The organism is Solibacillus sp. FSL K6-1781, assembly GCF_038630735.1.
Taxonomy (GTDB): Bacteria; Bacillota; Bacilli; order Bacillales_A; family Planococcaceae; genus Solibacillus; species Solibacillus silvestris.
Map to the genome: position 1 here is coordinate 1,679,582 of NZ_CP152038.1, position 25,314 is coordinate 1,704,895.

The 25,314-nt window shown below is 37.8% G+C and carries 28 protein-coding genes; 17 read left to right on the plus strand and 11 right to left on the minus strand.

Annotated elements, in window-relative coordinates:
- Positions 1-17: 17 nt before the first annotated feature.
- From MHH37_RS08225 to MHH37_RS08240, 4 genes are all read right to left on the minus strand, one after another.
- Positions 18-1,454: a GntP family permease gene (locus MHH37_RS08225; protein ID WP_342575825.1), complete on the minus strand. Its 1,437-nt coding sequence runs from the start codon at positions 1,452-1,454 to the stop codon at positions 18-20.
- 110 nt (positions 1,455-1,564) lie between these two features.
- A complete protein-coding gene (locus MHH37_RS08230) occupies positions 1,565-2,224 on the minus strand; it encodes a 3-oxoacid CoA-transferase subunit B (protein ID WP_342575826.1) in 660 nt (219 codons plus the stop codon).
- A 19-nt stretch (positions 2,225-2,243) separates the two neighbouring features.
- On the minus strand, positions 2,244-2,930 hold the full coding sequence (locus tag MHH37_RS08235; RefSeq protein ID WP_342575828.1) for a CoA transferase subunit A: 687 nt from the start codon (positions 2,928-2,930) through the stop codon (positions 2,244-2,246).
- A gap of 241 nt (positions 2,931-3,171) precedes the next feature.
- Complete coding sequence (locus MHH37_RS08240; RefSeq protein ID WP_342575830.1) at positions 3,172-4,515, minus strand: sigma 54-interacting transcriptional regulator; 1,344 nt, start codon at positions 4,513-4,515, stop codon at positions 3,172-3,174.
- A 323-nt stretch (positions 4,516-4,838) separates the two neighbouring features.
- Here MHH37_RS08240 and MHH37_RS08245 point away from each other — a divergent pair, with 323 nt between their 5' ends.
- The 10 genes from MHH37_RS08245 (at position 4,839) to MHH37_RS08290 (ending at position 12,190) form a co-directional block, all read left to right on the plus strand.
- On the plus strand, positions 4,839-5,375 hold the full coding sequence (locus MHH37_RS08245) for a histidine phosphatase family protein (RefSeq protein WP_342575832.1): 537 nt from the start codon (positions 4,839-4,841) through the stop codon (positions 5,373-5,375).
- A gap of 36 nt (positions 5,376-5,411) precedes the next feature.
- Entirely contained in the window at positions 5,412-6,146 is a 735-nt protein-coding gene (locus MHH37_RS08250; protein WP_342575834.1) for a metallophosphoesterase family protein, read from the plus strand.
- A 177-nt stretch (positions 6,147-6,323) separates the two neighbouring features.
- On the plus strand, positions 6,324-7,229 hold the full coding sequence (locus tag MHH37_RS08255) for a cation diffusion facilitator family transporter (RefSeq protein ID WP_008406628.1): 906 nt from the start codon (positions 6,324-6,326) through the stop codon (positions 7,227-7,229).
- A gap of 193 nt (positions 7,230-7,422) precedes the next feature.
- Entirely contained in the window at positions 7,423-7,644 is a 222-nt protein-coding gene (locus tag MHH37_RS08260) for a hypothetical protein (protein WP_008406630.1), read from the plus strand.
- A gap of 162 nt (positions 7,645-7,806) precedes the next feature.
- Entirely contained in the window at positions 7,807-8,148 is a 342-nt protein-coding gene (locus MHH37_RS08265; protein WP_342575838.1) for a hypothetical protein, read from the plus strand.
- Between the two features lie 46 nt (positions 8,149-8,194).
- Positions 8,195-10,135, plus strand: coding sequence for a translation factor GTPase family protein (locus MHH37_RS08270; protein WP_342575839.1), 1,941 nt, complete (start codon positions 8,195-8,197; stop codon positions 10,133-10,135).
- Positions 10,136-10,207: 72 nt separating this feature from the next.
- Positions 10,208-10,516 (plus strand): monooxygenase, encoded by a 309-nt coding sequence (locus MHH37_RS08275; RefSeq protein WP_014824112.1) that lies wholly within the window; start codon positions 10,208-10,210, stop codon positions 10,514-10,516.
- Between the two features lie 186 nt (positions 10,517-10,702).
- On the plus strand, positions 10,703-10,882 hold the full coding sequence (locus tag MHH37_RS08280) for a hypothetical protein (protein ID WP_008406635.1): 180 nt from the start codon (positions 10,703-10,705) through the stop codon (positions 10,880-10,882).
- A 123-nt stretch (positions 10,883-11,005) separates the two neighbouring features.
- The gene (locus tag MHH37_RS08285) at positions 11,006-11,824 is read left to right on the plus strand and encodes a DUF2268 domain-containing putative Zn-dependent protease (protein WP_342575840.1); all 819 of its coding nucleotides are present in this window, start codon (positions 11,006-11,008) and stop codon (positions 11,822-11,824) included.
- Positions 11,825-11,866: 42 nt separating this feature from the next.
- A complete protein-coding gene (locus tag MHH37_RS08290) occupies positions 11,867-12,190 on the plus strand; it encodes a hypothetical protein (protein ID WP_014824110.1) in 324 nt (107 codons plus the stop codon).
- Positions 12,191-12,544: 354 nt separating this feature from the next.
- On the opposite strand, the gene MHH37_RS08295 is transcribed toward MHH37_RS08290, so the two are convergent.
- Positions 12,545-13,078 carry a GNAT family N-acetyltransferase gene (locus MHH37_RS08295; protein WP_014824109.1) on the minus strand — a complete coding sequence of 178 codons (534 nt, stop codon included), beginning with the start codon at positions 13,076-13,078 and terminating at the stop codon, positions 12,545-12,547.
- 240 nt (positions 13,079-13,318) lie between these two features.
- Between MHH37_RS08295 and MHH37_RS08300 the strand changes: the two genes are divergently transcribed.
- Entirely contained in the window at positions 13,319-13,543 is a 225-nt protein-coding gene (locus tag MHH37_RS08300) for a transcriptional regulator (RefSeq protein ID WP_008406640.1), read from the plus strand.
- 331 nt (positions 13,544-13,874) lie between these two features.
- Here the strand turns inward: MHH37_RS08300 and MHH37_RS08305 are convergent, their stop codons facing one another.
- Positions 13,875-14,642: a TerC family protein gene (locus MHH37_RS08305; protein ID WP_014824106.1), complete on the minus strand. Its 768-nt coding sequence runs from the start codon at positions 14,640-14,642 to the stop codon at positions 13,875-13,877.
- Positions 14,643-14,963: 321 nt separating this feature from the next.
- The gene (locus MHH37_RS08310; protein ID WP_014824104.1) at positions 14,964-15,131 is read right to left on the minus strand and encodes an aspartyl-phosphate phosphatase Spo0E family protein; all 168 of its coding nucleotides are present in this window, start codon (positions 15,129-15,131) and stop codon (positions 14,964-14,966) included.
- A 326-nt stretch (positions 15,132-15,457) separates the two neighbouring features.
- Here MHH37_RS08310 and MHH37_RS08315 point away from each other — a divergent pair, with 326 nt between their 5' ends.
- From MHH37_RS08315 to MHH37_RS08340, 6 genes are all read left to right on the plus strand, one after another.
- Complete coding sequence (locus tag MHH37_RS08315) at positions 15,458-15,892, plus strand: BrxA/BrxB family bacilliredoxin (protein ID WP_008406646.1); 435 nt, start codon at positions 15,458-15,460, stop codon at positions 15,890-15,892.
- The gene (locus MHH37_RS08320; protein ID WP_342575842.1) at positions 15,880-16,668 is read left to right on the plus strand and encodes a class I SAM-dependent methyltransferase; all 789 of its coding nucleotides are present in this window, start codon (positions 15,880-15,882) and stop codon (positions 16,666-16,668) included. The genes MHH37_RS08315 and MHH37_RS08320 overlap by 13 nt, the downstream gene beginning before the upstream one ends.
- Positions 16,669-16,768: 100 nt before the next feature.
- Positions 16,769-17,095: a metal-sensitive transcriptional regulator gene (locus MHH37_RS08325; protein WP_008406650.1), complete on the plus strand. Its 327-nt coding sequence runs from the start codon at positions 16,769-16,771 to the stop codon at positions 17,093-17,095.
- A gap of 13 nt (positions 17,096-17,108) precedes the next feature.
- Entirely contained in the window at positions 17,109-17,318 is a 210-nt protein-coding gene (copZ, locus tag MHH37_RS08330; RefSeq protein ID WP_342575845.1) for a copper chaperone CopZ, read from the plus strand.
- A 92-nt stretch (positions 17,319-17,410) separates the two neighbouring features.
- Positions 17,411-19,804 (plus strand): heavy metal translocating P-type ATPase, encoded by a 2,394-nt coding sequence (locus MHH37_RS08335; RefSeq protein ID WP_342575847.1) that lies wholly within the window; start codon positions 17,411-17,413, stop codon positions 19,802-19,804.
- Positions 19,805-20,060: 256 nt separating this feature from the next.
- Entirely contained in the window at positions 20,061-21,056 is a 996-nt protein-coding gene (locus MHH37_RS08340) for an NAD(P)/FAD-dependent oxidoreductase (RefSeq protein ID WP_342575849.1), read from the plus strand.
- A gap of 214 nt (positions 21,057-21,270) precedes the next feature.
- On the opposite strand, the gene MHH37_RS08345 is transcribed toward MHH37_RS08340, so the two are convergent.
- The 4 genes from MHH37_RS08345 to MHH37_RS08360 all read right to left on the minus strand — a co-directional run bounded on the left by MHH37_RS08345 (position 21,271) and on the right by MHH37_RS08360 (position 25,164).
- A complete protein-coding gene (locus tag MHH37_RS08345) occupies positions 21,271-22,650 on the minus strand; it encodes a HAMP domain-containing sensor histidine kinase (protein ID WP_342575851.1) in 1,380 nt (459 codons plus the stop codon).
- Positions 22,647-23,327 carry a response regulator transcription factor gene (locus MHH37_RS08350; protein ID WP_342575853.1) on the minus strand — a complete coding sequence of 227 codons (681 nt, stop codon included), beginning with the start codon at positions 23,325-23,327 and terminating at the stop codon, positions 22,647-22,649. The genes MHH37_RS08345 and MHH37_RS08350 overlap by 4 nt, the downstream gene beginning before the upstream one ends.
- Before the next feature lie 114 nt (positions 23,328-23,441).
- Positions 23,442-24,128, minus strand: a complete 687-nt coding sequence (locus MHH37_RS08355; protein ID WP_008406662.1) for an ABC transporter ATP-binding protein — start codon at positions 24,126-24,128, stop codon at positions 23,442-23,444.
- Position 24,129: 1 nt separating this feature from the next.
- A complete protein-coding gene (locus MHH37_RS08360; RefSeq protein WP_342575854.1) occupies positions 24,130-25,164 on the minus strand; it encodes an ABC transporter permease in 1,035 nt (344 codons plus the stop codon).
- Positions 25,165-25,314: the final 150 nt, after the last annotated feature.

Genomic DNA, 25,314 nt, shown 5'->3' on the forward strand with positions numbered 1-25,314 from the left:
TAATAACTACCGTTCTATTATACTAATCCAAAGAATGTATAAAGTGCGATGATTACGAATACGGCTAACGTTTTAATAATCGTAATCGCAAAAATATCCCGATATGACTGTTTATGTGTGAGTCCCGTTACTGCCAGCAGGGTAATAACCGCTCCATTATGCGGAAGGGTATCCATGCCCCCTGAAGCCATTGCCACTACGCGGTGCATTACTTCTGGTGGAATATTAGCAGCAATAATCGCCTGATTATACTTATCAGCCATTGCTCCCAAGGCAATTCCCATACCCCCTGATGCGGATCCCGTCATACCGGCAAGAGTAGTGGTCGTAACTGCACCATTGACAAGTGGATTTGTAAATGTTGTCGATATCCCGTCGCTGATTTTCGCAAATCCTGGGAGAGCTGCAATGACCCCGCCAAATCCATATTCAGCGCCGGTATTCATAGTCGCCAGCAGCGACCCTCCAATCGCGGTATTAACGCCATCTTTAAAACCACTAAATACCCGTTTAAAATCATAGGCAATAGATGATATAATTCCCACAATCAAAGCCATAATAATCGCCCAAATAGGAGCAGATGTTGCTACATCCACTTTATAGGCACTCAAGCCAATTGCTTCAAAGTCAAAGCCATTCGGATACCATTTCGGTATACTTGTAACAAATATTTTATTGGTAACCCCAACCAAAATAAGCGGAACAAAAGCCAGTATTTGTCTAGACAGCGATTGTTTGGCTGTTAAATCGGGAAGAGCAGGCTCATCCTTTACTTCTGCACTTTGAATCGTAACAGCCGTTTCCGAATCAAACCCGTAATAACCTTCTCCAGCTAATTCGGCTTTTTTTCTTCTAGCCTCCAAGTATAGTAATCCAGCTGTTAAAACGACAATTGCCCCTATGATTCCTAGAACCGGTGCTGCATAAATATCCGTTTTAAAGAAGGCGATTGGAATAACGTTTTGTATTTGTGGTGTCCCAGGCAGTGCATCCATTGTAAAGGTAAATGCACCAAGAGCAATCGTACCCGGAATTAAACGTTTAGGAATATTTGCCTGTCTAAACATTTGTGCAGCAAATGGATAAATCGCAAATACCGCTACAAATAAACTCACTCCACTGTATGTTAAGATGGCGCCAAGCAATACGATCGTGAGCATTGCTCGTTTTGCACCAAGCCAGCTGACAATTGTTTTGGCAATTGACTCAGCAATTCCTGACATTTCTACAACTTTTCCGAAAATAGCTCCTAATAAGAAAACAGCAAAATATGATTTAATAAATCCAACCATCTTTTCCATGAATATACCTGAGAAAAATGGTAAAACATTGCTTGGTGCAATTAATACGACCGCTAAAAGCGCACAAATTGGTGCAAATAATATGACGGAATAACCGCGGTAGGCAGCAAACATTAATAGTCCAAGCGCCAATAGAATAACCAACAAATCCATATAAATCCCCCTCGTACAATAGTAGTAAGAGTTCTATTCTTTGGACAATTGCCATATGAAAGAAACTCTTATTTATGGTGTATTACATCGTTTATCTGGCAGGAAAACAGTTAAATAGAAACGCTCTCTTTTACATTCTCAACAATTAAATTTGCTTCCGTTGATTGAATTACATCCTCAACTGAATATCCTTCAAATACTTCTTTCAGTTCTAAACCACGTGATGTTACTTCAATCAAGGCTCTTTCCGTAATAATTTTATTGACTACGCCTTTGCCTGTTAAAGGTAAAGAACATTCTTTTTTTATTTTTGGTGAACCGTCTTTCGAGACATGATCCATTATGACAATAATTTTTTTTGCACCATGTACTAAATCCATCGCACCACCCATACCTTTAATCATTTTTCCAGGAATCATCCAGTTGGCTAAATCGCCTTTTTCGGAGACTTCCATTCCACCCAAAATGGCAACATCAATATGTCCGCCGCGGATCATTGCAAATGATTCTGCACTTGTGAAAAAAGAGGAGCCAGGTATTGTTGTGATTGTCTCTTTTCCGGCATTGATTAAATCTGGATCAACTTCTTCTTTTGTCGGATACGGTCCGATTCCAAGCAAACCATTTTCGGATTGCAAGATGACGGTTTTTTCTGGAGATATATAATTTGCGACTAATGTAGGCATCCCAATTCCTAAATTGACATAGTTACCGTGTTCAATTTCTTTTTCAGCCCGAATGGCAATTCGTTCCCTATTAGATAAAGTCATTTAGAATACTCCTTTCTTATTAACGTACTGTTAATCTTTCTATTTTCTTTTCTTGTTTTGCTTGAAGGATACCTTGGACATAGATACTCGGCGTTTGAATCATATTTGGATCTAATATACCTGTTTCCACAATTTCCTCAACTTCTGCAATCGTAACTTTTCCAGCTGCAGCCATGATAGGATTGAAATTTTGAGCGGTTTTGTTATAAATCAGATTGCCTAAATGGTCAGCTTGAGCAGCGCGAATTATAGAAAAATCAGCATTTAATGCTGTCTCTAAAACATACTCCTTTCCGTTGAAATTTCGAATTTCTTTTCCTTCTGAAGTGATTGTCCCTACTCCAGCTGGTGTATAGAAGGCTGGAATACCAGCACCTCCTGCACGGATTCGTTCAGCAAGTGTGCCTTGGGGAGTCAGCTCCACTTCGATTTCACCGGAAAGTACTTGGCGTTCAAACTCTTTATTTTCACCTACATAAGATGCAATGATCTTTTTGATTTGCTTCTTCCGCAATAAAAGTCCTAATCCCCAATCGTCTATACCGCAATTATTCGAAATTACCGTTAAATCTTTTACTCCTTTTTCTTCAAGTGCAAGGATAAGCTGTTCAGGAATACCAACCAATCCGAAACCACCAACCATGAGAGTTGTGCCATCTTGAATTTGACTGACTGCCTCTTCTGCAGAAGAGAAAATGCGTTTCATGTTTTTACCTCCAATAGAAAAATAGTTTTAGTGAAAATATTGCTTTAAAAGCATATTTAATTGTATTAAAGCAGAATATTTCAGCGTGTACAATATCGTGTGACAGAACTGTGACAGAATTTAAGGTAGTTGTATTCCGGAAAATCGGACTCAATTATTATGGGGAATTTTAAAAAGTGGATTAATGTGAAATTAAAAAATCCGATATTTCGGAATTTAATCCAAAATCTCGGAATTTAGGTCATAAGTTGTGTTTTTTTATTTTTTCATAAAGTGTTGAACGGCTAATGCCCAACTTCTCGGCAATCCGTATTTTGTCCTTCTCATTTTCTAGATATTCTTGTAAAATCTGCTCTTCTACTTGAAAAAGGATTTCTTCCAAAGTTCCATTAATTCGAGTATAATCCGGTTTTTGTCGTCGAATATAGATTGGTAATGCATCTTCAGTAATTTGCTCACCATTTGATAACTGAATAATTGCTTTTAACACATTTTTGAGTTCTCGAACATTTCCCGGCCAGTTATATTGTTGAAGCAACAACCAAGCTTTTCGACTAAGCTTAAAATCTTGGCGACTCACTTCGGAACTGAATTTGTGCATAAAAGTTTGTATTAATTCAGGAAGATCCTCAATCCGATCGCGAAGAGGGGGAATTTGCAATGTAATCGCCTGAATAAGATAAAATAAATCTTCACGAAATTGCTTTTCTTTTACTAGCCCAGCAAGTGATAAATTTGAACCTACGATTATGCGAACATCAACTGGAATTACTTCATCAGTGCCGGCTGGTTGAACTTTTTCATCCTGCATGACCTTTAACAGCTTTGCCTGTAAGGTTGTTGGGAGTTCACTAATCTCTTCAATAAAAAGAGTTCCGCCTTGTGCTCTCTGAATTCCTCCTGATTTAATTCGCTGTTCAGCCGAATCCCATTTTCCAAACAATTCTCCTTCCAGCAACTCTTTTGGTATAGTGGAACAATTAATCTTTACGAAAGGATGATCCACCTGATCGGATAATCTATGAATACTCTGGGCAAACATTTCTTTTCCTGTACCTGTTTCACCCTCGATTAAAACAGGCAGTTTTGTCGGAGCAATCATGGTGATCGTTTCTTTTATTTTTCGCATAGAGTTGGAGGTTCCTTTAATATCTGACAAGCTATAAAATGATTCGCGGTATTGTTTCATATTTGTTTCAATTTGGTCTAAAGTCTTTCGAACATGAGAACTTAGTTTTTTCCAGTCATTTAAATCCCGGAAGGTTACACTCCCGAAAGCGCCAATAATTTCCCCATCAATCACAATTGGGACACGATTGGCAAGCATATAGGTACCTTTAATATATTGAGGGGCTGCAATATCAGGTGTCCCTTTTTCTATGACGAGGTGCATCTCACTATTTTCAATGACATCTGCTACATGCTTACCGATCGCATCTTCACGTTTTACTTCGAGAAAATTACAATAACCTTCGTTAAGGTAAATAATTTTTGCATTTCTGTCTACGACTACAAACCAGGGAAAGGCAGTCTCCAAAATTTGCTTTATTGCAGGACCTGGTAAATTTTTTATCCAATCTTCCATTTTCCTGCCTCCATTCTTCTAATATTTTACATACTAGTTTATACTGTAAAAGAGTCAGAGGCTATAGATAGAGTAGTGGTTAAGAAGAAACTTATATACTTAAGCTTAATAATTATCTGATATTTTATAAAATATTGTTTTGGATTTTGGCAACTGGCTTACTAATAGCGAAGCTTTCGTGTTAGAAATTGACTAAATTGTCATGGGGAATGACTAAAAGTAATGTTGAATGAATAAATAATCTGGAAACATGTTTTAAAAAAGAGTCGATTCAATTCGAGGCATCACCTCGCTATAAATTATAGCGTAAGGAGATTTAAGTTGTGAAATTATATATAATTCGCCATTGTGAAGCCAATGGGCAAGCACCAAATGCATGCTTAACGTTGGCTGGGAGTGAAACAAGCGGGCGTTTAGCAAAGTTTTTATCTGGCTTAAATATAGAGCTAGTCATTTCAAGTCCATTTACGAGGGCAGTTCATACAATACAACCTTTCATTCTACAAAACAACATTCCATTTAAATTAGATGACCATCTAAAGGAAAGGGTTTTAAGCAGTGAAGATCTTCCCGACTGGTATGAAAAGTTACAGCAAACCTATATTGATAAGGAGTTAAATTTTACTGGCGGGGAATCAAGTAATGAAGCGACAAAACGTATTAATGAATTGGTGCAAGAATTAAAACAAAGAAATTACAAGTCAGTGGCAATCGTTACACATGGCAATATCATGTCATTACTACTCAATTATTATCAACCGCATTTTGGATTCGAGGAATGGAAGCAACTGTCGAATCCGGATGTCTTTGAAATGGATTTTAGCAAAGAACATCCAGTTGGAAATCGTATATGGCGGTAAGTTGTGTAAAATAGGTTGTAGAAAAGCAGGTGCAAGATGAAAAATTATTTTATTATTAGTGATATCCATGGTCAGTATAAAGCATTTGAACAATTATTAACGTTTTGGGATCAAAAGGATGTCCTTGTTCTGCTTGGGGATTTGATCGACCGGGGTCCTCAGTCTTATGAGGTTGTACAAAAGGTAATGGATCTGAAGCGGCAATACGGGGAACAGGTTGTTTTCTGTAAAGGGAATCATGAAGCAATGCTTTTGGATTTTATCGAAAACCCCGGGCAAAAACACGCCTTTTATTACAAATACGGCGGTCGGGAAACAATGGCTTCATTTTTAAGGTACTTACCGGTTGAAGTAAGCGAACTCGACCCGATTGACCAAGTACAGATTGTGAAAGAGAAGTTTGCGGAGGAATTGGATTTTCTAAATTGCGGCAAATTATATGAAATTGCAGGGAACCTTTTGTTGACGCATGCAGGATTTGATTCGAGTTGTGCGGCAGTTGATGAAACGCCGGAAGAAAATTTCCTGTGGATTCGCCAGCATTATAAAAATGAGAATAAAACGCCATTTATCAATGTTTTTGGACATACGCCAGTACAACATATTCATGATTCTAATGATGTTTGGATTAGTGAAGACCAAAAATATATTGGAATAGACGGAGGGTGTTATTTTACAGGACAATTGAATGGCATCGTTCTGTCGGAAGTTGGGCAAATTGTTCACATATATACCGTTACTTCTGAAAAAGCCGAAAACTTCAATGATTGACAAGTGTCGTTATGATTGGGTGAAAAGTTATATTTAAATAATATTATTTCTTGGATGTATGTTTTCCCCTGATTTTTTGGTATACTATTATTAACAATATAAAAGAGGTTATCCCGTTCGATTTTGTGCGGGGTAGCCTCTTTCGTGTTTAAAGAAGTTTTTCAGGGAGGAAACATTTTGGAGCAATATACAAATTTACGAGCGGGCGAAAAAGGTGCCTATTTATCAATTATTGCCTACATATTTTTAAGTGCGCTTAAGTTAGCAGCAGGCTATTTAGGGGATTCAGAAGCATTAAAGGCAGATGGATTAAACAATACAACGGATATTATTGCTTCGGTAGCCGTTTTAATCGGGCTGCGAATTTCCCAGCGCCCGCCGGATGATGACCATCGATACGGACATTTTCGTGCAGAAACGATCGCATCACTTGTCGCATCATTTATTATGATTTATGTCGGGATCGAAGTCCTTATATCAGCAGGTGAAAAAATTGCCAATCCGATCGATCAGAATCCTTCCTATTTAACAATTATTGTTGCCGTATTTAGTGCGGCCGTCATGTTTGCGGTATATAAATATAATTTAAACCTATCTAAAAGAATTAACAGTTCTGCAGTTAAAGCAGCAGCTTATGACAATCGCTCTGATGCCTTTGTTAGTATCGGAACAGCTATCGGGATTAGTGCTGCGCTTCTAGGCTTTCCAATTGTCGATACGATAACCGCCTTTATCATCGGTTTAATTATTATTAAAACAGCGATTGAAATTTTTAAAGAAGCGGTGTTCTCGTTAACAGACGGTTTTGATACGGAATTAATCAGTTCGATTGAAGAGCGCGTTTCGAAAATTCCGCGTGTCCGTGACGTTACCGATGTGCGCGGCAGACAGCACGGAAGCTTAATTCTTGTCGATATTACGGTAAGTGTTAATCCTAATCTAAATGTACGTGATTCACATGCCATTACGGAGCAGATTGAAAATGAAGTGAAGCAGTTGAACCCTTATGCAACAACACTTGTCCATATCGAACCGTACGACCCGAAAGAGCTGATTATTTGTGAAGATGATTTCCATTTCTAATGGATAAGTCCTATAAAAGCTTTACTCAGTATACTTCAGGAAATTGACAGGTAGTTATAGAGCTGAACTCAATTTGCAATTACGTTTCAATTTAGTCACACTCATTACGAGTTGTGGCTTTTTCTTATGCAATATTTTTCGTTAGTTGAGGCATGATATGAAGAACAAATATTATCTACTAGGAGGAAAATAGTTGGACGTTTTATTAGGTCAAATTCGTGAAGGTCTGGATTATCTGACTATACAAGGTAAGAAGGTAAATAAAATTAAAATGAATCCAAATATCTTCGAAAAAATGACGAACAAACTTATGGACGTTGAGGTAAGTGATGGTGCTATTACTGTATTCGGAATTACGATAGAGGCTGATAAAAACATCGAAGTGTATGCTTTTGTAATGGATGAAGTCACTTAATTTCAAGTGGCTTTTTATTATACCCTCATTAACGGTGAATAGATGCACCTCACTTAATGTAACGGAAAATGAGAATGGCTTTTATCTGTGAATGAATCAAAATACTCCATCTTCTGTTAAAATGTAAGTACTTACTGGCAGCAATTTATTGGAGGTTATTATATGAAAAAAGTATTTGCAATCATTGCAGTAGTATTCATTGTCTCAATTTCGATGATCGAGTGGCTGCTGACTAATCCCTCCAATTCATTGGAGCTCATGCAAACATTAAGAAATGCAGAAAATCCGGAATCGCTTTTTATGGATGAAAATAATTTCGATGCCGATAGTGTTGAGTACATACAAGAAGAATTTAGCCCAAATATGGTGAAGCAGTTTACAATACTGGAGTTTGATGAGAAGAGTTTTTTAATTCAGTCTACTCCCGGTACGACAAAATGGGAAATTATTAATATTGAAGAACTGCCAAAGGAAATTAAAGAATATTTTCTTTCACAGAAATAACCGTACATAGGTTCATAAATCCAAGGGAAAAGAAAGAGGAATACTATTGCATACTACAATCGGAGTTGTCGCTCATGTCGATTCTGGTAAAACGACATTTTGCGAACAATTACTATATCATACAAATTCGATCAAGAAGCGCGGGCGGGTGGATCACCAAGATGCTTTTTTAGATAACCATGCCATTGAACGGCAGCGCGGGATTACGATTTTTGCAGAGCAGGGGCGTATTGACTATAATGGTCAAGCGTATACGCTGATCGATACACCAGGGCATATCGATTTCGCACCGGAGATGGAACGTGCGATCCATGTAATGGATGCGGCCATTGTCATTATCAGTGCGGTCGACGGAATCGAGGGACATACAGAAACGGTTTGGCATTTGCTGCGGGAGCATCATGTTCCGACTTTTATTTTCATTAATAAAGTAGACCGTGAAGGAGCAGATGTTGCAGCGGTCATGTCTGCGATAAAAAAAGACTTATCCCCAAATGCATTATTGTTCAATGATGGGTTCGACACAACCGTAAAAGAGTGGCTTGCGGAACGTGACGAACAGCTGATGGAAAAATATTTTGCCGATAATATAGCGGAGAATGACTGTTTAGAGAGCCTGAAACATGCAATCAACCATGAACAAGCATTTGTTTGTATGTCAGGCTCAGCTTTAAAAGATGAAGGGGTACTGGCCTTTTTTGAAACGATTGCACAACTGATGGAAACAAAGTTTGACGTGAATGGTCCATTTGAAGGAAAGGTATATAAAATTCGCCATGATCATCAGCAGCGTCTGACATTTATGAAAGCTTTATCGGGTGTTCTCAAGGTACGTGATGAATTTACTTTTGGTGAAACAACTGAAAAAGTTACGGAAATTCGTTTATACAATGGCAACAGTTTTACGACGGTTCCACAAGTGCAAGCGGGCGATATTTTTGCGGTGAAGGGACTGGCAATGCCGCTTATCGGTGATGTGATTGGGGCAACGGAAACTAATCCTGCACAATTTGATATGATTCCGACATTGCAGGCGAAAGTGATATATGAAGGTGCGTTACATATTAAAGAACTTCACCGTGTTTTCCGTGAAATCGAAGCAGAGGAACCGAGCTTACGTGTCGTGTGGAACGAGAAATTCCAGGAAATCTCCGTTCATGTCATGGGAACAATCCAGCTTGAGGTATTAACGGAATTGGTAAAAGAGCGCTTTGGAATCGAGGTCCAATTTGGCAAACCGCAAATTCTTTATAAAGAAACAATTGCAGCACCTGCTATCGGATATGGCCATTTTGAACCGTTAAAGCATTATGCGGAAGTGCATCTGAAAATGGAACTGAACAATCGTGGTGCCGGCATCACATTCTCGAACCGTTGTCATGCCGACGACTTATCTGTCGGGCATCAGCGGTTAATAGAAAAGCATCTATTTGAACGCGATCATCATGGGTTACTAACAGGATTTCCGGTAACCGATATTCATTTGACGCTGCTGACAGGGCGTGCACACAATAAGCATACAGATGGCGGCGACTTCCGGGAAGCTTCGTTTAGAGCATTGCGACAAGGGCTGGAACAAGTAGAAAATGTACTATTGGAGCCGTATTACCGTTTTAAAATGAAAGCGTCAAGTGATCATATTGGCCGGATGATGTCGGATATCCAGCAGGCAAGCGGGTCGTTCGAAGCGCCGAATTTAACAGAAGACACTGTTACACTTTACGGACGGGCACCTGTAGCAACTTTTATGGATTATTCCACTCAATTTGCAGCCTATACAAATGGAAAAGGTGCGTTAACGCTGCAATTTGAAGGCTATGATGTATGCCATAACAGTGATGAGATTATTGAACAAATTGGCTACAATAAAAACGCTGACCCTGAATATACATCGTCCAGTATTTTTTGTGCAAAGGGTAAGGGTTACAGTGTGCCATGGAATAAGGCAAAAGCAGCGATGCATTGTGAAGTGCACGAAATTGATTGACGCATGAAAGAAGGACTTTGCAGAACAATAAAAGAAGTAAGCAGTAAGGAACTTAAAAAGGAGGCACTTATAATGGCATATATTTTACAAGTAGATTTCAAAATGGATGGCCCTTTCGGTGATGAAATGGCAGTTGGTTTTAAAGAATTAGCGGAAAGCATAAATGAGGAAAAAGGCATGCTTTGGAAAATTTGGACAGAGGATGCGGAAGCAGGTGAAGCTGGTGGTATTTATTTATTTGAAACAAAAGAAACAGCTGCTGCTTATTTGGAAATGCATTCAAAACGGCTAAATGGCTTTGGCATTACAGCGATCAACAGTAAAATTTTCTCGGTGAACGAGTCGTTAACTAAGATTAACAAGGGTCCGGTAAATGCATAATTAGGTGATCTAAATTACCGACAGATAACGGGTTTGATATTGTGGAGAAAACAGTAAATAACAGTGCAGTAAGAGACGCATTTCGTAAATGAATTGTGTCTCTCTTTTTTTGATATATCAACATGAAATAATAAATTTAAAAAACGAGGTTAGGAATTTTTGCATAACTAATGGGGAGGCATCTCTATGAAACATACTACAATTTTATTTATTTCAATTTGTTTAATGCAATTTTGTATATTAACAAATATAACTTTGTTAAATGGTGAATGGAATGGAATCACGATGTGGGTGTGTACAGGCATTTTTATTTTTTCTTGCGCAGTTTTCGGTTCTAGCCGAATAGATGCATCTAAAAATACTTAACTTTATATAAGATAGTTCCTAAACGAGGGGTAGGAAGCGTTCTTAATGTAATCCAAATTATTAAAAAGGGAAAATTAAATTGTTATAGAAATAAAGAAGATTACAGAAAAAGGAGCAGCATATATGAAAATCGTACAATTAACACCTCAATTGTTATTGGAAAATCAGCACCATGCTGATATGTATTTAAATAATATAATTCACCCAAACCTTACGTCAAATAGCTGGATGAACAATTGGCGAGATGTTGCATCACGTTTTCAACTTTTTAAATTCTTAGACCTGTCAGCTGAAGAGATGCTTTCGTATAGTTGGAATGAAAAAATAATTGCACAAGTTATAAATGAAACCCTAATGATTGTAGAAAAACATATTGAATTAGATAAGGATTTACAAATTACAATTGTGCCTGCCCTTCCTTTTCCTTGGTTTTCGAATTTAGAACGATCTTTTTGGACAAATGGATTTACAAATAGTAGTCAAAGTATATGGATGGCTATTCCGCCCAATCCAGACAGATCGTTTTTATGCTATTTACTTGCACACGAACTGCATCATTCAGCACCCAAAAATCCAATTTATGACTTAACAATCGACAATTTCCCATTAAAAGAATGGTATAAAATGGAAGGGATAGCTGAATATTTCAGCTTACAATTTTTCGAAGATAAACGTTGGTGGAAAGAAAGCTTTTCACTGGACATTGAGGAACGCTATATTGCTGAAGCAAAAAGATTTTTAAATACAAATGATGATGCTGTGAAAGGACCTCTATGCTTCGGTAGCGTGAAACAACAAATCCCTTACATGGCTGGCTATGCTTTTGCCTACAATGCCGTAAAAGATTATGCAAAACGTTATCCTATTGACCAATTAGAGCAACTGTTTGAAATCGATTCGGAAGCACTTATTTTAACTTATAACCTACATATCACTAGATAATATGTTAGAGCATAATTATAAATAAATTTTTAGGAGACTTTTATGGACAATTCATTTTCTATATTTTTGGACACTTATTTAGATGCTTGGAGAAATTCATCTTTAGTGGACATGAAAGATTTAATTTCACAATCTTATGAAGCTAGAGAAATAACAGGCGGAAATATAGTTGACTTTGGTTATGAAGAATCCTTAAATGGATGGGAACAGGGTTTTAATTTCGCTAAAGAGAATAATGCTCAATGGAATATAAAAGTAGTTTCAATTCTTCCTTTAAGAAAAGATGAAACGATGGCTATTTTATCCGCTACTATGGTTATTCAAGGAGAGAGTTTAAAAACAGCTAATTTATTCTCAAACGTTTAAAAAATATAACCAAGGTGATTGGAAATTAGTAAGAAGTTATATTGAAGCAGGAATTAGTTTAAACGACGTGTTTTTCAACAACCAGGTACTTTAGTCTAAAAGAATTTATACAGTGTACAAAATCACATTCAAAAATGTTTGAATACACAAAAAAAGCAGGAACTTTGTTAAATCAACGTTTCTGCTTTTAATATAGGGAACATTGTAAGTCAATACTGACAACGGTTTGAACGTACATTGAGACGCTGTGTCATGGATTTTTTTGCATGAAATCATGTGCATAAACTGATCGTTGATAATCCATTTTGTGTTCTTTTTTATGGAACATGGACTATTACCTACTGAAGTCAGCCTTTATTTCACAAAAATATGTGCATCGCAATAACAAAGTCCTTTGCAGCTTGGGCAATCGACGTTATATGGCTCGAAATAGCGCGGCATATAAACGAATGGTTCGAATCCCTGTGTCGCAAACTGTCGCTCAGCTGCCCAGCGGTTTGTATCAGATTGTACCCAGCCAACCGTCACGATTGTTTTTGCAATCGGCTGTGCTGCTTCAAGATAAGCACGCACAAGATTAGTTCCAATCCCTTTTTTCCGTTCGTTCGGATGGACGACAAAATGACTTGTATAATAACTGATGCCTGTTGTTACCAGTTCCTTTAACGATTGCAGCTCTTCATGGAAATAAGGGAATTCCTTGTTGAAATCCTGTATTTCATAACCCGCAATATATCCGACAACTTCATCATGCTCATTAATGGATACATAACGAATGCCGCCAGCCTGATCGACGGTTTTGGCCGTTTCCGGTTCAAATGGTAAAAAATTATTGAGCAGTGCAGCAATTTGCACAGCGTATTTCTTTTCATAGGGGTAAATATTCATCGGTGGACCTCTGCTTTCTCATGTTCGAATTTTACTATTTTAACATAATGGAGAGCGCTTTGTTATAACAATCAATGTTTCGATATGCTTGATTAATTGGGAGCAAAAAAAATCACTTAAAGTAAGCTGTTTTTATTTATTTTGTTAGTGGCATCGAGTTCACACTTTAAATGGGAAATTTTAATAATTGTTAAAAGGGAACGTTTGTTCTATAATGTGGTTATGAGTGAGGTGTGATTAATGAAAGATCAATTAACAAAAGCAATGCGGCAACATCAGATTTTGGATATTATGTACATGGCCAAAGACCGGAAAATAACGAAACGGCGAATTAAATTAATAAAAATTTCTGGTGACTATGCGCAAGCCTATTGTTTTACACGACATGCAAAACGAAATTTTATTATAGATAATATTTTAGCAGTACATCCGGTAAATAAAAAAATACGAGGGTTAGAGGCTTAATATCTAGGAGGTATTCTATCGAAAAAGGGAAAATCTTATCTTTTAAGTGATGATTGTGTGTAATATTCTGACTATTTATGGTAGAATAAAGATAGGGAGGTGGTTAAAATTGATGCAGAAAGTTTCTAATAGAATGGAGGCAGAAAAAATCTTTGACACCAATGTGAAAAATAGACCACGTTTGGGCAAATTAAAGAGCATGTACCTTATCAGAAAGGAAACCTTAAATAATGAAAAGTCAAAATGAATAAAACCCTCCACTGAATTGGTGGAGGGTTATTTTTTATTAGTGATCGGCTTAAGCAATGGGACCACTTATTTTCAGTTAAAATTATTCTATTGAGGTTTTTGTTGTTTTGCGATTGGATAAAAACCATCCAGCTAGTGCAATAGCGATTAACACTCCATAAAATATCAGTTTCCACTCGAGGGAGTGGGCAAACTCATAAGAAATGACACCAACATCAGGATGACTTAAAGTTAATACTGCAAGCTTGACACCAACCCATCCCACTATTACAAATGCTGCAATTTCTAGTCCTGGTTTGGATTCAAGAAGTTTCACGAAAAAGTTTGCAGCAAACCTCATGATGATTAATCCGATTAATCCGCCTGCAAATATTACGAGGAACTTTCCGCCATCCATGCCACCAATCTGTGGTAAATTCGTATTAGGTAGTGTCATTGCAAGAGCTACTGCTGCTAATATCGAATCAACCGCAAATGCAATATCCGCCAACTCGACTTTTATAACCGTACCCCAAAATCCAGATTTTTTCTGTTCTTTTTCATTTTTTGGTCCTTTATTTTTAAAGTAGAGTTTCCTGACAATGTGATTAATTGCTATAAATAATAAATATAGGGCACCAATAGCCTGAACCTGCCATACATCTACAAGAAACGTTATAATAAATAAAGAAGCGAACCGGAAAATGAAAGCACCTGCAAGACCATAAAATAGTGCCTTTCGTCTTTCTTTTTCAGGTAAATGTTTAACCATAATTGCCAAAACGAGGGCATTGTCTGCTGCAAGCAAACCTTCTAAGCCAATTAACAATAATAATACCCAACCATACTCTAGTAATAAAGAGATATCCAATAACATTCCCCCTAACTTCACTAAATTAATGCTAACAAAAATTATATTCCCATTTATGTAGAGTATAACCTCTTTAAAATTAAATAAGCCTCAATCAAAGCTGATTAAATGTCCATTTTATGAATGCTGTAAATATGTTAGTTCACTATAAGGAGTTTTAGGGAAAGGAATTTTCATATTTTTTAAATTTAAAGGGGAATAAAAAGGGTGATTATGAATAAAAACGTAGATCATATAATACATACAGGCACATAGCCCATTGGCAGTCAATGAGCTATGTCCAGTTAATAATTCGAAGTGAAGCATTATGTAATCCTTCTTTTATAAGGCGGCAATATCCGAATATTTATTAAGCAATTCATCCAATTCCTGACTGCAATTGACGACTTCCGGGTGGGTGAAACCTAAATCCCTTGCTTTTTTGTACATTATTTTTCTTTTTGTCTCAATTCTTAATTTTAGTAGCTTTTTTAATAGTAAAAATTTCATCGATAAATTTCCTTTCAATAATAGTTGGTAGGTTATAAACTTTTGTTAAAATAAAATGACAACTGTTTAATCCTATCTTATTTTAAACAAGATAAATGTCGAAACATGCTAAAAATGGAAAATTCAATAATTTGTAAAAAACGAAAAAATTTATGTAAAAATAGAAAGCTTTATATTTGACTAAACTTAAAATGTATGAAATTTAAGGAGGGGCATCGGGAAGGGTAAAATTCGCGAATCCCAGAAATCCAATTTTTGTACAACTGGTAACAACCTTGATATAATGAGCGTTGTGAATACATATAAACAGAAAGAGGTTATGAAAAATGACAAATGCTTACGATGAATACATGCGTCAGGTAACACAGCCAATGCGTACGGAACTTGAAAGCGCAGGCTTTACACAATTAACAACGGCAGATAGCGTCCACGAATTTATGGCTGAAACAAAAGGGACAGCTTTAGTTGTAATCAATTCTGTTTGCGGTTGCGCTGCAGGTTTGGCACGTCCGGCTGCCCGTGAAGCTGTTGCAGATGTGAAACCAGACCAGCTAGTAACCGTATTTGCCGGTCAAGATCCTGAAGCGACTGCAGCGATGCGCGGATACTTTGATGAAGTGCCGCCAAGCTCACCATCAATGGCAGTTTTAAAAGATGGTCAATTAGCTTATTTCATTCCACGGGATCAAATCGAAGGTCATCCAATGGAACAAATTCGTGATCATTTATCAGATGTGTTAAAACAAGTATGTGCCGAGTAACAATTGTCACTACTGCAGGTAGACCGGACGAGCAATCACTTCAGTTAGCTGTATTCGCAAGTCAGGTGCTGCAGGCAAAAATCATTCCGCGCCAAAAACGTTCTGTTCGTAAGCTTTCCGAAGTGTACGATGCCAATGTCATTGTTGCGGGAAAAAACCGTTTCGAATACTATGCGAAAGGTGCTGAGGCGCCTTTCTTTTTTCATCCAAACTCTGCCGCTTTTCGTTTGAAGCGTGTGGCTCGCGGTGAAGATGACCCAATGCTTACTGCTTGTGCACTTCAAAAAGGGGATACGTTTTTGGATTGTACTCTTGGCATCGGGGCCGATAGTTTATTGGCAGCCTTTGCAGTTGGCGAGAAAGGGAAAGTAATCGGTGTGGAAGCTGATCAAAATGTCGCATTTATTGTGAAAACAGGGATGCAAAATTATGACACGACAGAACTTCCGTTAACTGCATGCATGCGAAATATCGAAGTTGTTCATACTACTGCTCTAGACTATTTAAAGAAGCAAGAAGATGATAGCTTTGATGTTGTCTACATGGACCCGATGTTCGAGGAAATCATTGAAGAATCGACAAATTTTGAAACGTTGCGTTATGCCGGAAAACACTTAACATTAACTGATGAATGGGTGGCTGAAGCAAAACGTGTTGCGAAAAGCCGGGTTGTGTTAAAAGCTCATTATAAATCAGACTGGTTTGAAAAGTACCAGTTCCAGCGGGATGTGCGGTTAACAGCCAAGTTTCATTATGGTGTGTACGAAATAAAATAGCGTTGAAGTTCTTTTTACAAGGACTTCAGCGTTTTTCTTAACGCTTTACATACCCCTTATAGGTATGGTAATGTAAAATTAAGTAAGGGGGATTGATTGAATGATTCATGAAAATGATGGATTATTGGAAACTCATGAAGTGAGCTGTCGTAAAAGTCATCATCCTGAACCGATAAAAAAAGATTTAACGACAAGATTAAATCGAATCGAAGGGCAAATTCGCGGAATCAAAGGCATGATTGATAAAGATGTGTATTGCGATGATGTCATTACACAATTGTCCGCAACGCAATCGGCATTAAATAGTGTCGCGAAGATATTGCTGGAAGGTCATTTAAAAGGCTGTGTCGTGGATCGTCTAAATGAAGGCGATACTGAAGTATTGGACGAGCTTGTCGTAACTATTCAAAAAATGATGAAAAAATAAGGAGTGTTCGAGTATGGTAAATGTAACGTTAAATGTGGATGGTATGTCTTGCGGTCATTGTGTGAAATCTGTAGAAACTAGTATTGGCGCATTAGCTGGTGTACAGGAAGTAAAAGTGGATCTTGCTGAGAAAAAAGTATCGGTTGCGTATAACGAAGATGCCGTTACTGTTGAGCAGATCAAAGAAACAATTGATGAACAAGGTTACGACGTTGTTGAATGATTGAGGTTTACAAATGATTTAGGTTCTCTAATTTAGAGGACCTCTCTTTTTACAAAATTTCATACCCCCTTGAGGTATAATGAGGTGAGAACATGACAAAAGAACTGACATTGCAAGTAACAGGTATGACGTGTGCGGCATGTTCGGCAAGAATTGAAAATGGCCTGAACAAGATGGAAGGGGTCGAATCGGCGAATGTCAATCTAGCGGTTGAAAAAGCAGCTATTCAGTATGATGAAACGGTCATCAAAGCACAGGATATTGAGCAAAAGATCCAAGCGCTCGGTTATGATGTCGTAAAAGAGAAAGTCGACTTTACAATCGATGGAATGACGTGTGCGGCGTGTTCGGCAAGAATCGAAAAGGTGCTCGGGAAAATGGACGGGATTGCTTCGGCAAATGTGAACTTGGCATTGGAAAAAGCGACGATAGAATTTAATCCTTCTCAAGTATCGATGTCCGATATTATTGCGCGGATTGAAAAGATCGGTTATGGTGCACAGCCAGTCGTTAAGGGCAATCCGGTTGACCATCGGGAAAAGGCGATCCAACGGCAAACAATTAAATTTACCGCGGCAGCCATTTTATCATTGCCTTTGTTATGGACGATGGTTGCACATTTTTCGTTTACGAGTTTTTTATACGTGCCTGATATACTCATGAATCCTTGGGTACAGCTCGCATTAGCAACACCCGTTCAATTTATTATTGGGTGGCAGTTTTACGTAGGTGCATACAAATCATTACGCAGCGGTGCGGCAAACATGGATGTGCTCGTTGTGATGGGAACGAGTGCGGCCTATTTTTACAGTATTTATCAAATGCTCGCACATCCGAGCGGTCATATGCCACACTTGTATTTTGAAACGAGCGCGGTGCTGATTACGCTGATTTTATTAGGGAAACTGTTTGAAGCACGTGCAAAAGGCAAGTCTTCGCAGGCGATCAAACAATTGATGGGCATGCAGGCGAAATCAGCGCTTGTGATCCGTGATGGCGTTGAACAGGCGGTACCGCTTGAAGAAGTGCGCATCAATGATATTGTCCGCGTCAAGCCGGGTGAAAAGATTCCAGTCGATGGGGAAGTCGTTTCCGGAACTTCTGCGGTGGATGAATCGATGCTGACAGGCGAAAGTCTGCCGGTAGAAAAAAATATAGGCGATTTCGTTTATGGTGCAACACTGAATAAAAATGGTGCACTGGAAATGAAGGCATTAAAGGTTGGCAGTGAAACAGCATTGTCGCAAATCATTAAAATCGTCGAGTCGGCACAAGGTTCAAAAGCACCGATTCAGCGTCTTGCCGATAAGATTTCCAATATATTTGTACCGATAGTAGTAGGAATTGCCGTTGTAACGTTCATTTTGTGGTGGCTGATCGGAGGAGAATTCATTCAGGCATTTGAGGCGACAATTGCGGTACTTGTCATCGCATGCCCATGTGCGCTTGGCTTGGCGACACCAACGTCAATTATGGCGGGTTCAGGACGTGCGGCACAGTTTGGCATTTTATTTAAAGGCGGGGAACACCTTGAACAGACTGGTTTTGTAGATACTGTCGTTGTCGATAAAACAGGAACGGTTACAAACGGGAAACCGGTTTTGACAGATGTTGTACTGTTCAGTGATTTAGAAGAAAATAATGTCCTGCGCATTGTTGCTTCTGCAGAAAAACAGTCTGAGCATCCATTGGCAGAAGCAATTGTTGAAGGTGTATTAGAGCGCGGGATTAAGCTATCGGCTGTTTCAAGCTTCCAGGCACTACCAGGGCTTGGTATTGAAGCACAAGTGGATAATGTAGAAGTAGCAGTAGGTACGAGAAAACTGATGCGGGATCGACAAATTAGTATTGAAGAACCGATCGAACAGCAATTGATTTCATTGGAACAGCAAGGGAAAACGGCGATGCTAGTAGCAATTAACAACCAATTCGCTGCAATTATTGCCGTTGCAGATACGGTAAAAGAAACATCTGCTGAAGCGGTAAGACGTCTGCATTCACTTGGTCTGAAAGTGATTATGCTTACAGGTGATAATGAACGAACTGCAAAAGCGATTGCAGCAGAAGTGGGTATTGATGAAGTCATTGCTGAAGTGCTGCCGGAACAAAAGGCACAGCAAATTGAAAACTTGAAGCAACAGGGACGAAATGTTGCGATGGTTGGTGACGGGATCAATGACGCACCGGCCCTTGCGGTAGCTGATATTGGGATGGCAATCGGCACAGGAACGGATGTTGCGATGGAGGCAGCTGATATTACATTGATTCGCGGAGATTTGAACAGTATTGCCGATGCGATTTTAATGAGCCGTAAAACGATGACGAATATTAAACAAAACCTGTTTTGGGCGTTTGCCTACAATGTCATCGGTATTCCGATCGCTGCACTCGGTTTCCTCGCACCTTGGGTAGCAGGCGCAGCAATGGCATTCAGTTCCGTTTCGGTTGTGTTGAATGCATTGAGACTGCAGCGTGTAAAATTGTAAAAATACCGACTTCCTGAATAAAGAAGGCTATTCATTCATAAAAGGACTAAGAAGATTTACAGGATGATTGAGGGAATGACGATCCATTTTGAAGTTTAAATTTAATAAGAATATACCAACATAGATACAGAGTATAGGTTTTGAAAATAATTATAGTGGAAACTTACAATCGAAGTGTAAAATGGAATTGAAAATAATAGACTTTAATCAATCCATCTTTATTAGAAATAAACCAATAATGATAGGAGCCATCAATATGAAGGAAGATTCAAAGGTATATGATGTCACGATTATCGGTGGAGGTCCTGCGGGGATGTTTACGGCATTCTACGGCGGCATGCGCCAGCTTGAAGTTAAACTGATTGAAAGTCTTCCACAATTAGGTGGGCAGCTTGCTGCTCTTTATCCTGATAAATATATTTATGATATCGCAGGATTTCCGAAGGTGCGGGCGCAGGAACTTGTCAATAATCTGAAAGAACAAATGTCAGCGTTTGACCAAACAGTAGTAACTGGTCAAAGTGTCGAAACGATTAAAAAGTTGGATGACGGAACATTTAAGCTGACAACAAACGAAGAAATCCATTATTCAAAAACAATCATTATTACAGCAGGTCTTGGCGCATTCCAGCCAAGACAGTTGGAAGTTGAAGGAGCAGAATACTTTGAGGGCAAAAATCTTCATTATTTCATCAGCGATATAAATGATTTTAAGGGAAAGAATGTAGTTATTTTCGGCGGAGGAGACTCAGCTATTGACTGGTCGCTTATGCTTGAACCTATTGCTGACAAAGTTACAATTGTCCATAGACGAGATCAATTCCGAGCACATGAGTACAGTGTTGAAAATCTGTTCAAATCAAGTGTGGCGATCAAAACACCTTATATGCCGGATGAGTTGTTTGGCGATGAAAACGGCATTAAACAAATTATCATCCGGAATGCAGATGGGGATAAAGAAACACTTGAGGTTGATGACATAATTGTGAACTATGGATTTAAATCGTCATTAGGTCCAATCAAGGAGTGGGGATTAGAAATCGAGAAAAATTCCATTATTGTAAACTCTAAAATGGAAACAAATATCGAGGGAATCTATGCTGTTGGTGATGTATCAACTTACGATGGAAAAGTGAAGTTGATTGCAACTGGTTTCGGTGAAGCGCCGGTTGCCATTAGTGCGGCTCGGTTGTTTATTGATCCGTCAGCAAAAAAGCATGTACCGCACAGCACCGACCTTTTCAATAAATAATATTCGTTTATCCGGTATGATTGGAATGTATAACAGGGAAGCGGGTTTACTATCAAATTCGCATATGAATTGATAGTGAACCCTTTAATATTGAGTTTTGATTAACCAGGTAATCGGTTGGTTTGAAAGTGGTATTTCACCGTGCTCAAGCCAGCCGATTTTTATATACCAATTGGCAATTGTAGTTGTCTGATGCAATCTATTTTTCCTGTTACTACCTGACAGGCAATTCTACGACAAAGCTCGTTCCTTGGTTTTCAATACTATTCACATGAATGATTCCACCATGTAATGTAACGATAGCGGCAACTATTGAAAGTCCCAGTCCTGTTCCATCAACTGAACGCGACCGTGCAGTATCTACTCGATAAAAGCGGTCAAAAATTCTTTCTTTCTCTTTATCATTCAAACCTATACCAGAATCTTCAAAGAATACCAACACCGATTTTCCTTGTTCTTTAATGGATATTTCAATAATGCCATTCGGTTTATTATATTTGATGGCATTTGTTAACAGATTGTCCCAGACCGCATTAAGTAAGGACGGATCCCCAGTAATTTCTACATCCGGTAATGTGAATCCGAGCGTAATACCTTTTTCTCCAATTTGCCACTGATTGCTCCGTATAAGTTCCTTAATTTGTTTTCCGATATTAACTGACTTTCTTTTCATAATATCCTCATCTCGGTCTAACGAAGCAAGAAGTAATAGCTGTCTTGTTAATGTAGACAGTCTTTTAATCTCTCCGTTGATGATCGAAATATAATTGCTTTTATCTTCCGGACTCATGGATTCGCTTTTCAAAAGGTTTGCATATCCTTTTATATTAGATAAAGGTGACTGGATATCATGAGAGATATTCGAAATAAACTCTTTCCTCATTTCATCCATCTGCTCCAGTTTACTGGCCATCCGTAAAAAACTAAGTGAAAGTTCACCTAATTCATCATGACGGGTAGTATCAAGATCGACATTGTAATTTCCGTTTGAGAGTGATTTTGTTGCAGATGTAAGTTTTGAGATTGGATGAACTAAATATTTAGTTATAAAAATGACCATTATGATACTCAGCATAATCGCCAAAGCCAGCAGCCATCCGAATAAAATATGCATTTCGTTAAACAGTAGCTTAATATCCGGTCTAATGAAAAGCGCATACTTTTCCCCGTTATGTGTCAATGGAACACCAATCGTATTTTTCAATTCGTTTGCAAAAAATCCTGTAACAAATGTCTCCTGTGGGAAATTTAGAATACCATGAAAAATATCACCGTTTATTACTTGTTCTCTGGTGGAATGAGACAATGTCTTTTCCCTAAAGGGTGCACCAAAATAAAATTCATTACCGGAATTGTCAACGAGGAAAATTTGATAACCAATTGACGAAATGTTTTCAAAATAATCTTTTAGATCTAAATCAGGTTGGTTCCCGGTAAATTCAGCAATGTTTAATGCAATTGTTGTGTTTTTCTGGTCATTAAATGGTTTTAATTTTTGCTGATAATACATATTCGAGATTAAAAAAGCTAATATTCCACTAAAAATCATAATTCCAATCGTGAACACAACAAACTTCACATAAAGAGATCTCATCTTCTGATTGCCTCCAATGAATAGCCAACCCCACGCACTGTCTTAATATGAAAATCATCTGTCAATTTAGAAAAACGTTCTCTTAATCGTTTTACATGAACATCTACTGTCCGTTCATCTCCTTCGTAATCGACACCCCATATATGTTCGATTAGGTGATCACGAGAAAATACTTGCATAGGATTTAAAGCAAGGAAATACAGGAGTTCGAATTCCTTTAAGGGTAAGAGAATCGTCCGGTCACCAATCTGAACCTCATAGCTTTTTTTATTAATAGTTGTACTTCCTAATCTAATAATCGATTCATCGTATTGCTTATCGTATCGACGCAGTAAGGCTTCAATTCTAAAATTTAATTCTTTTGGTTCAAACGGCTTGACTAGATAATCATCCGTACCAGATTTATATCCTATTTCTTTATCTTCAATTTGATTTTTGGCAGTTAAAAGGATAACGGGAATATCGTATTTTTTTCGAATCACCCTTGTTAGGGCATAACCATCCATAAAAGGCATCATTACATCCACTACTGCTAAATCACATACTTCTCGATTAAGAATCCCTAATGCTTCAGTCCCGTCTTTTGCTTGGAAAACTTTGAAACCTGCTTCGGACAAGTGGATGTTTACAAGCTGTAATATATTGATATCGTCATCTACAATTAAAATTGTTGTCATTCTATTTTCTCCTGTTTTATAGAAATTTCGTCTATTTAATGAACTAACAAATGAACAGCCATACACGTCCAGGCTGTTCATTTATGTTCTTTCACATAATTCATCTATTAGAATCTACTTTTCACTTTGCAAAACCATTCCATCACTCATTTTAATCACATGGTCTACATATAAAAGCAATTCCTCATCATGGGTAACCATTAATGTAGCGATATTCAACGTTTTAGTTAAATCTTGAATTAACAGCATAACATCTCTGGACTTCCTTGAATCAAGACTGGCAGTTGGTTCATCTGCAAAGAGAACTTTCGGTTTATGGATGATTGCTCGGGCAATGGCGATCCGTTGTTTTTCTCCCCCCGATAAGGAAGAGGGGTAAGCATGCTTCCTATGATTCATTTCAACTAGTTGTAGAATGTTATTAACTTCTGCATGTTTTTCCTGTTTGCTTAAGTTTGATTCAGAAACATCCAGCATTAACATTAACTGCTCTTCAACTGTGAGAAAAGGAACAAGATGAGCAAATTGAAAGACAAAGCCAAATTTGCTAGCCCGAATTTTTCGAACCTGTTCAGAACTCATGGCAGTCATATTATTTCCATCGAATATAACTTGCCCATCAGATACAGGTTGTAATCCTGCAGCTATAGTAAGGAGCGTACTTTTACCAGAACCTGATGCACCTACTAATGCTGTTACCTCTCCCTCTTTAAGCGTAAGGTTGATTCCTTTTAGTATTTCTTCCTCTACTTCACCAGTAACAAATGTTTTCCTAACATCTTCTAGTGTGAATATTGTCATATTAAGCCTCTCCTTGTTGTATCGCATGTAATGGTTCGATTTTTTTGATTTGTATTCCAGAGAGTGTAGCTCCGATAAAACCGATTAGCAGGAAAACTATAGATAATTGGGCGGTTTTTTCAAATGTTAAATGAAAAGGCATTCCCTCAGGTGCAATCATATTAAATACTTGGCTGAAAGAAATGGACAATATAAGCGAAACGACCGTTATAAAGAGCATTTGTGACCACATGATTTTGAACAGCTTGCTTGTTTTCATACCGATTGCCTTTAAAATCCCATATAAACCGACTTTTTGAATATTCATCATGTAAAAAAAGATGGCAAATAACATTCCGCTAATTACAACTAAAAACCAAACAATCATATTTAGTGACATCTGTTCTGCATTATAGCTTGGAATGGTATTGAGAAAATCCTTGTTCGTAAAGGATTGCAAGCCTGCGAATTGTTGTGAAGAATCTCCTCCCGGTATAAATATCAGTTGCATTTCCATAACCCGATACATTTCCTGAAAATTTTTAGTGTTTATAAATGCAACCGGGGCATGACTGAATTTCTTTTGGTCGACAAAACCCTTTACTTTAAATTCGCCACTGAATTGATTATTCGTTAACGTATCTCCAACCTTTATCCCTTTGTCCTCCATTGAGCGATCTAATATAATCTCCCCATCTTCCACCTTCTCAAATAGTTCTGAATCAGTGGATGTAACAAAGGCTACACTCTGTTGTTTGTCAGTTTTGTTCGTTAAGAAACCCATTTGAATTGAAAATGCCACAGCATCTTTTTCTTTGATTATTATTTTATCCTGTATACTACTATCTATTTTTGACAGATTATAAGTTTCATCTCCATTTTTATTCATATAAAATTGACCATCTGGTAAATCTTGAATTAAAGAAGCATTGTCTTGCGATAATCCATTTGCTAAACCAGATATTATAAATGTTAATAAACTAACGAGAAAAATAATGGAACCTAAAATTAAAAATCTCACTTTATTTTTCTTGATTTCTTTCCACGCAATATTCATTTTTACTTTCCTCCGATCTGTTCTTTACATCCATAGTTTATAAATCGAATATGAACGGGAGATGAACAGTAAATTACATTTCGGGTTCATTTGAACTGTTTTTAAATGAACGGTACGCAGTTATCGAGCACGAGAACATACTTTGGCTTC

What these genes read in the sequence shown, in the direction of transcription:
- MHH37_RS08225 (WP_342575825.1), bottom strand. Translation starts at nt 1,454, where the DNA reads ATGGATTTGTTGGTTATTCTATTGGCGCTTGGACTATTAATGTTTGCT.
- MHH37_RS08230 (WP_342575826.1), bottom strand. Translation starts at nt 2,224, where the DNA reads ATGACTTTATCTAATAGGGAACGAATTGCCATTCGGGCTGAAAAAGAA.
- MHH37_RS08235 (WP_342575828.1), bottom strand. Translation starts at nt 2,930, where the DNA reads ATGAAACGCATTTTCTCTTCTGCAGAAGAGGCAGTCAGTCAAATTCAA.
- MHH37_RS08240 (WP_342575830.1), bottom strand. Translation starts at nt 4,515, where the DNA reads ATGGAAGATTGGATAAAAAATTTACCAGGTCCTGCAATAAAGCAAATT.
- MHH37_RS08250 (WP_342575834.1), top strand. Translation starts at nt 5,412, where the DNA reads ATGAAAAATTATTTTATTATTAGTGATATCCATGGTCAGTATAAAGCA.
- MHH37_RS08265 (WP_342575838.1), top strand. Translation starts at nt 7,807, where the DNA reads ATGAAAAAAGTATTTGCAATCATTGCAGTAGTATTCATTGTCTCAATT.
- MHH37_RS08275 (WP_014824112.1), top strand. Translation starts at nt 10,208, where the DNA reads ATGGCATATATTTTACAAGTAGATTTCAAAATGGATGGCCCTTTCGGT.
- MHH37_RS08280 (WP_008406635.1), top strand. Translation starts at nt 10,703, where the DNA reads ATGAAACATACTACAATTTTATTTATTTCAATTTGTTTAATGCAATTT.
- MHH37_RS08285 (WP_342575840.1), top strand. Translation starts at nt 11,006, where the DNA reads ATGAAAATCGTACAATTAACACCTCAATTGTTATTGGAAAATCAGCAC.
- MHH37_RS08290 (WP_014824110.1), top strand. Translation starts at nt 11,867, where the DNA reads ATGGACAATTCATTTTCTATATTTTTGGACACTTATTTAGATGCTTGG.
- MHH37_RS08295 (WP_014824109.1), bottom strand. Translation starts at nt 13,078, where the DNA reads ATGAATATTTACCCCTATGAAAAGAAATACGCTGTGCAAATTGCTGCA.
- MHH37_RS08300 (WP_008406640.1), top strand. Translation starts at nt 13,319, where the DNA reads ATGAAAGATCAATTAACAAAAGCAATGCGGCAACATCAGATTTTGGAT.
- MHH37_RS08310 (WP_014824104.1), bottom strand. Translation starts at nt 15,131, where the DNA reads ATGAAATTTTTACTATTAAAAAAGCTACTAAAATTAAGAATTGAGACA.
- MHH37_RS08315 (WP_008406646.1), top strand. Translation starts at nt 15,458, where the DNA reads ATGACAAATGCTTACGATGAATACATGCGTCAGGTAACACAGCCAATG.
- MHH37_RS08320 (WP_342575842.1), top strand. Translation starts at nt 15,880, where the DNA reads ATGTGCCGAGTAACAATTGTCACTACTGCAGGTAGACCGGACGAGCAA.
- MHH37_RS08325 (WP_008406650.1), top strand. Translation starts at nt 16,769, where the DNA reads ATGATTCATGAAAATGATGGATTATTGGAAACTCATGAAGTGAGCTGT.
- copZ (WP_342575845.1), top strand. Translation starts at nt 17,109, where the DNA reads ATGGTAAATGTAACGTTAAATGTGGATGGTATGTCTTGCGGTCATTGT.
- MHH37_RS08335 (WP_342575847.1), top strand. Translation starts at nt 17,411, where the DNA reads ATGACAAAAGAACTGACATTGCAAGTAACAGGTATGACGTGTGCGGCA.
- MHH37_RS08340 (WP_342575849.1), top strand. Translation starts at nt 20,061, where the DNA reads ATGAAGGAAGATTCAAAGGTATATGATGTCACGATTATCGGTGGAGGT.
- MHH37_RS08345 (WP_342575851.1), bottom strand. Translation starts at nt 22,650, where the DNA reads ATGAGATCTCTTTATGTGAAGTTTGTTGTGTTCACGATTGGAATTATG.
- MHH37_RS08350 (WP_342575853.1), bottom strand. Translation starts at nt 23,327, where the DNA reads ATGACAACAATTTTAATTGTAGATGACGATATCAATATATTACAGCTT.
- MHH37_RS08355 (WP_008406662.1), bottom strand. Translation starts at nt 24,128, where the DNA reads ATGACAATATTCACACTAGAAGATGTTAGGAAAACATTTGTTACTGGT.
- MHH37_RS08360 (WP_342575854.1), bottom strand. Translation starts at nt 25,164, where the DNA reads ATGAATATTGCGTGGAAAGAAATCAAGAAAAATAAAGTGAGATTTTTA.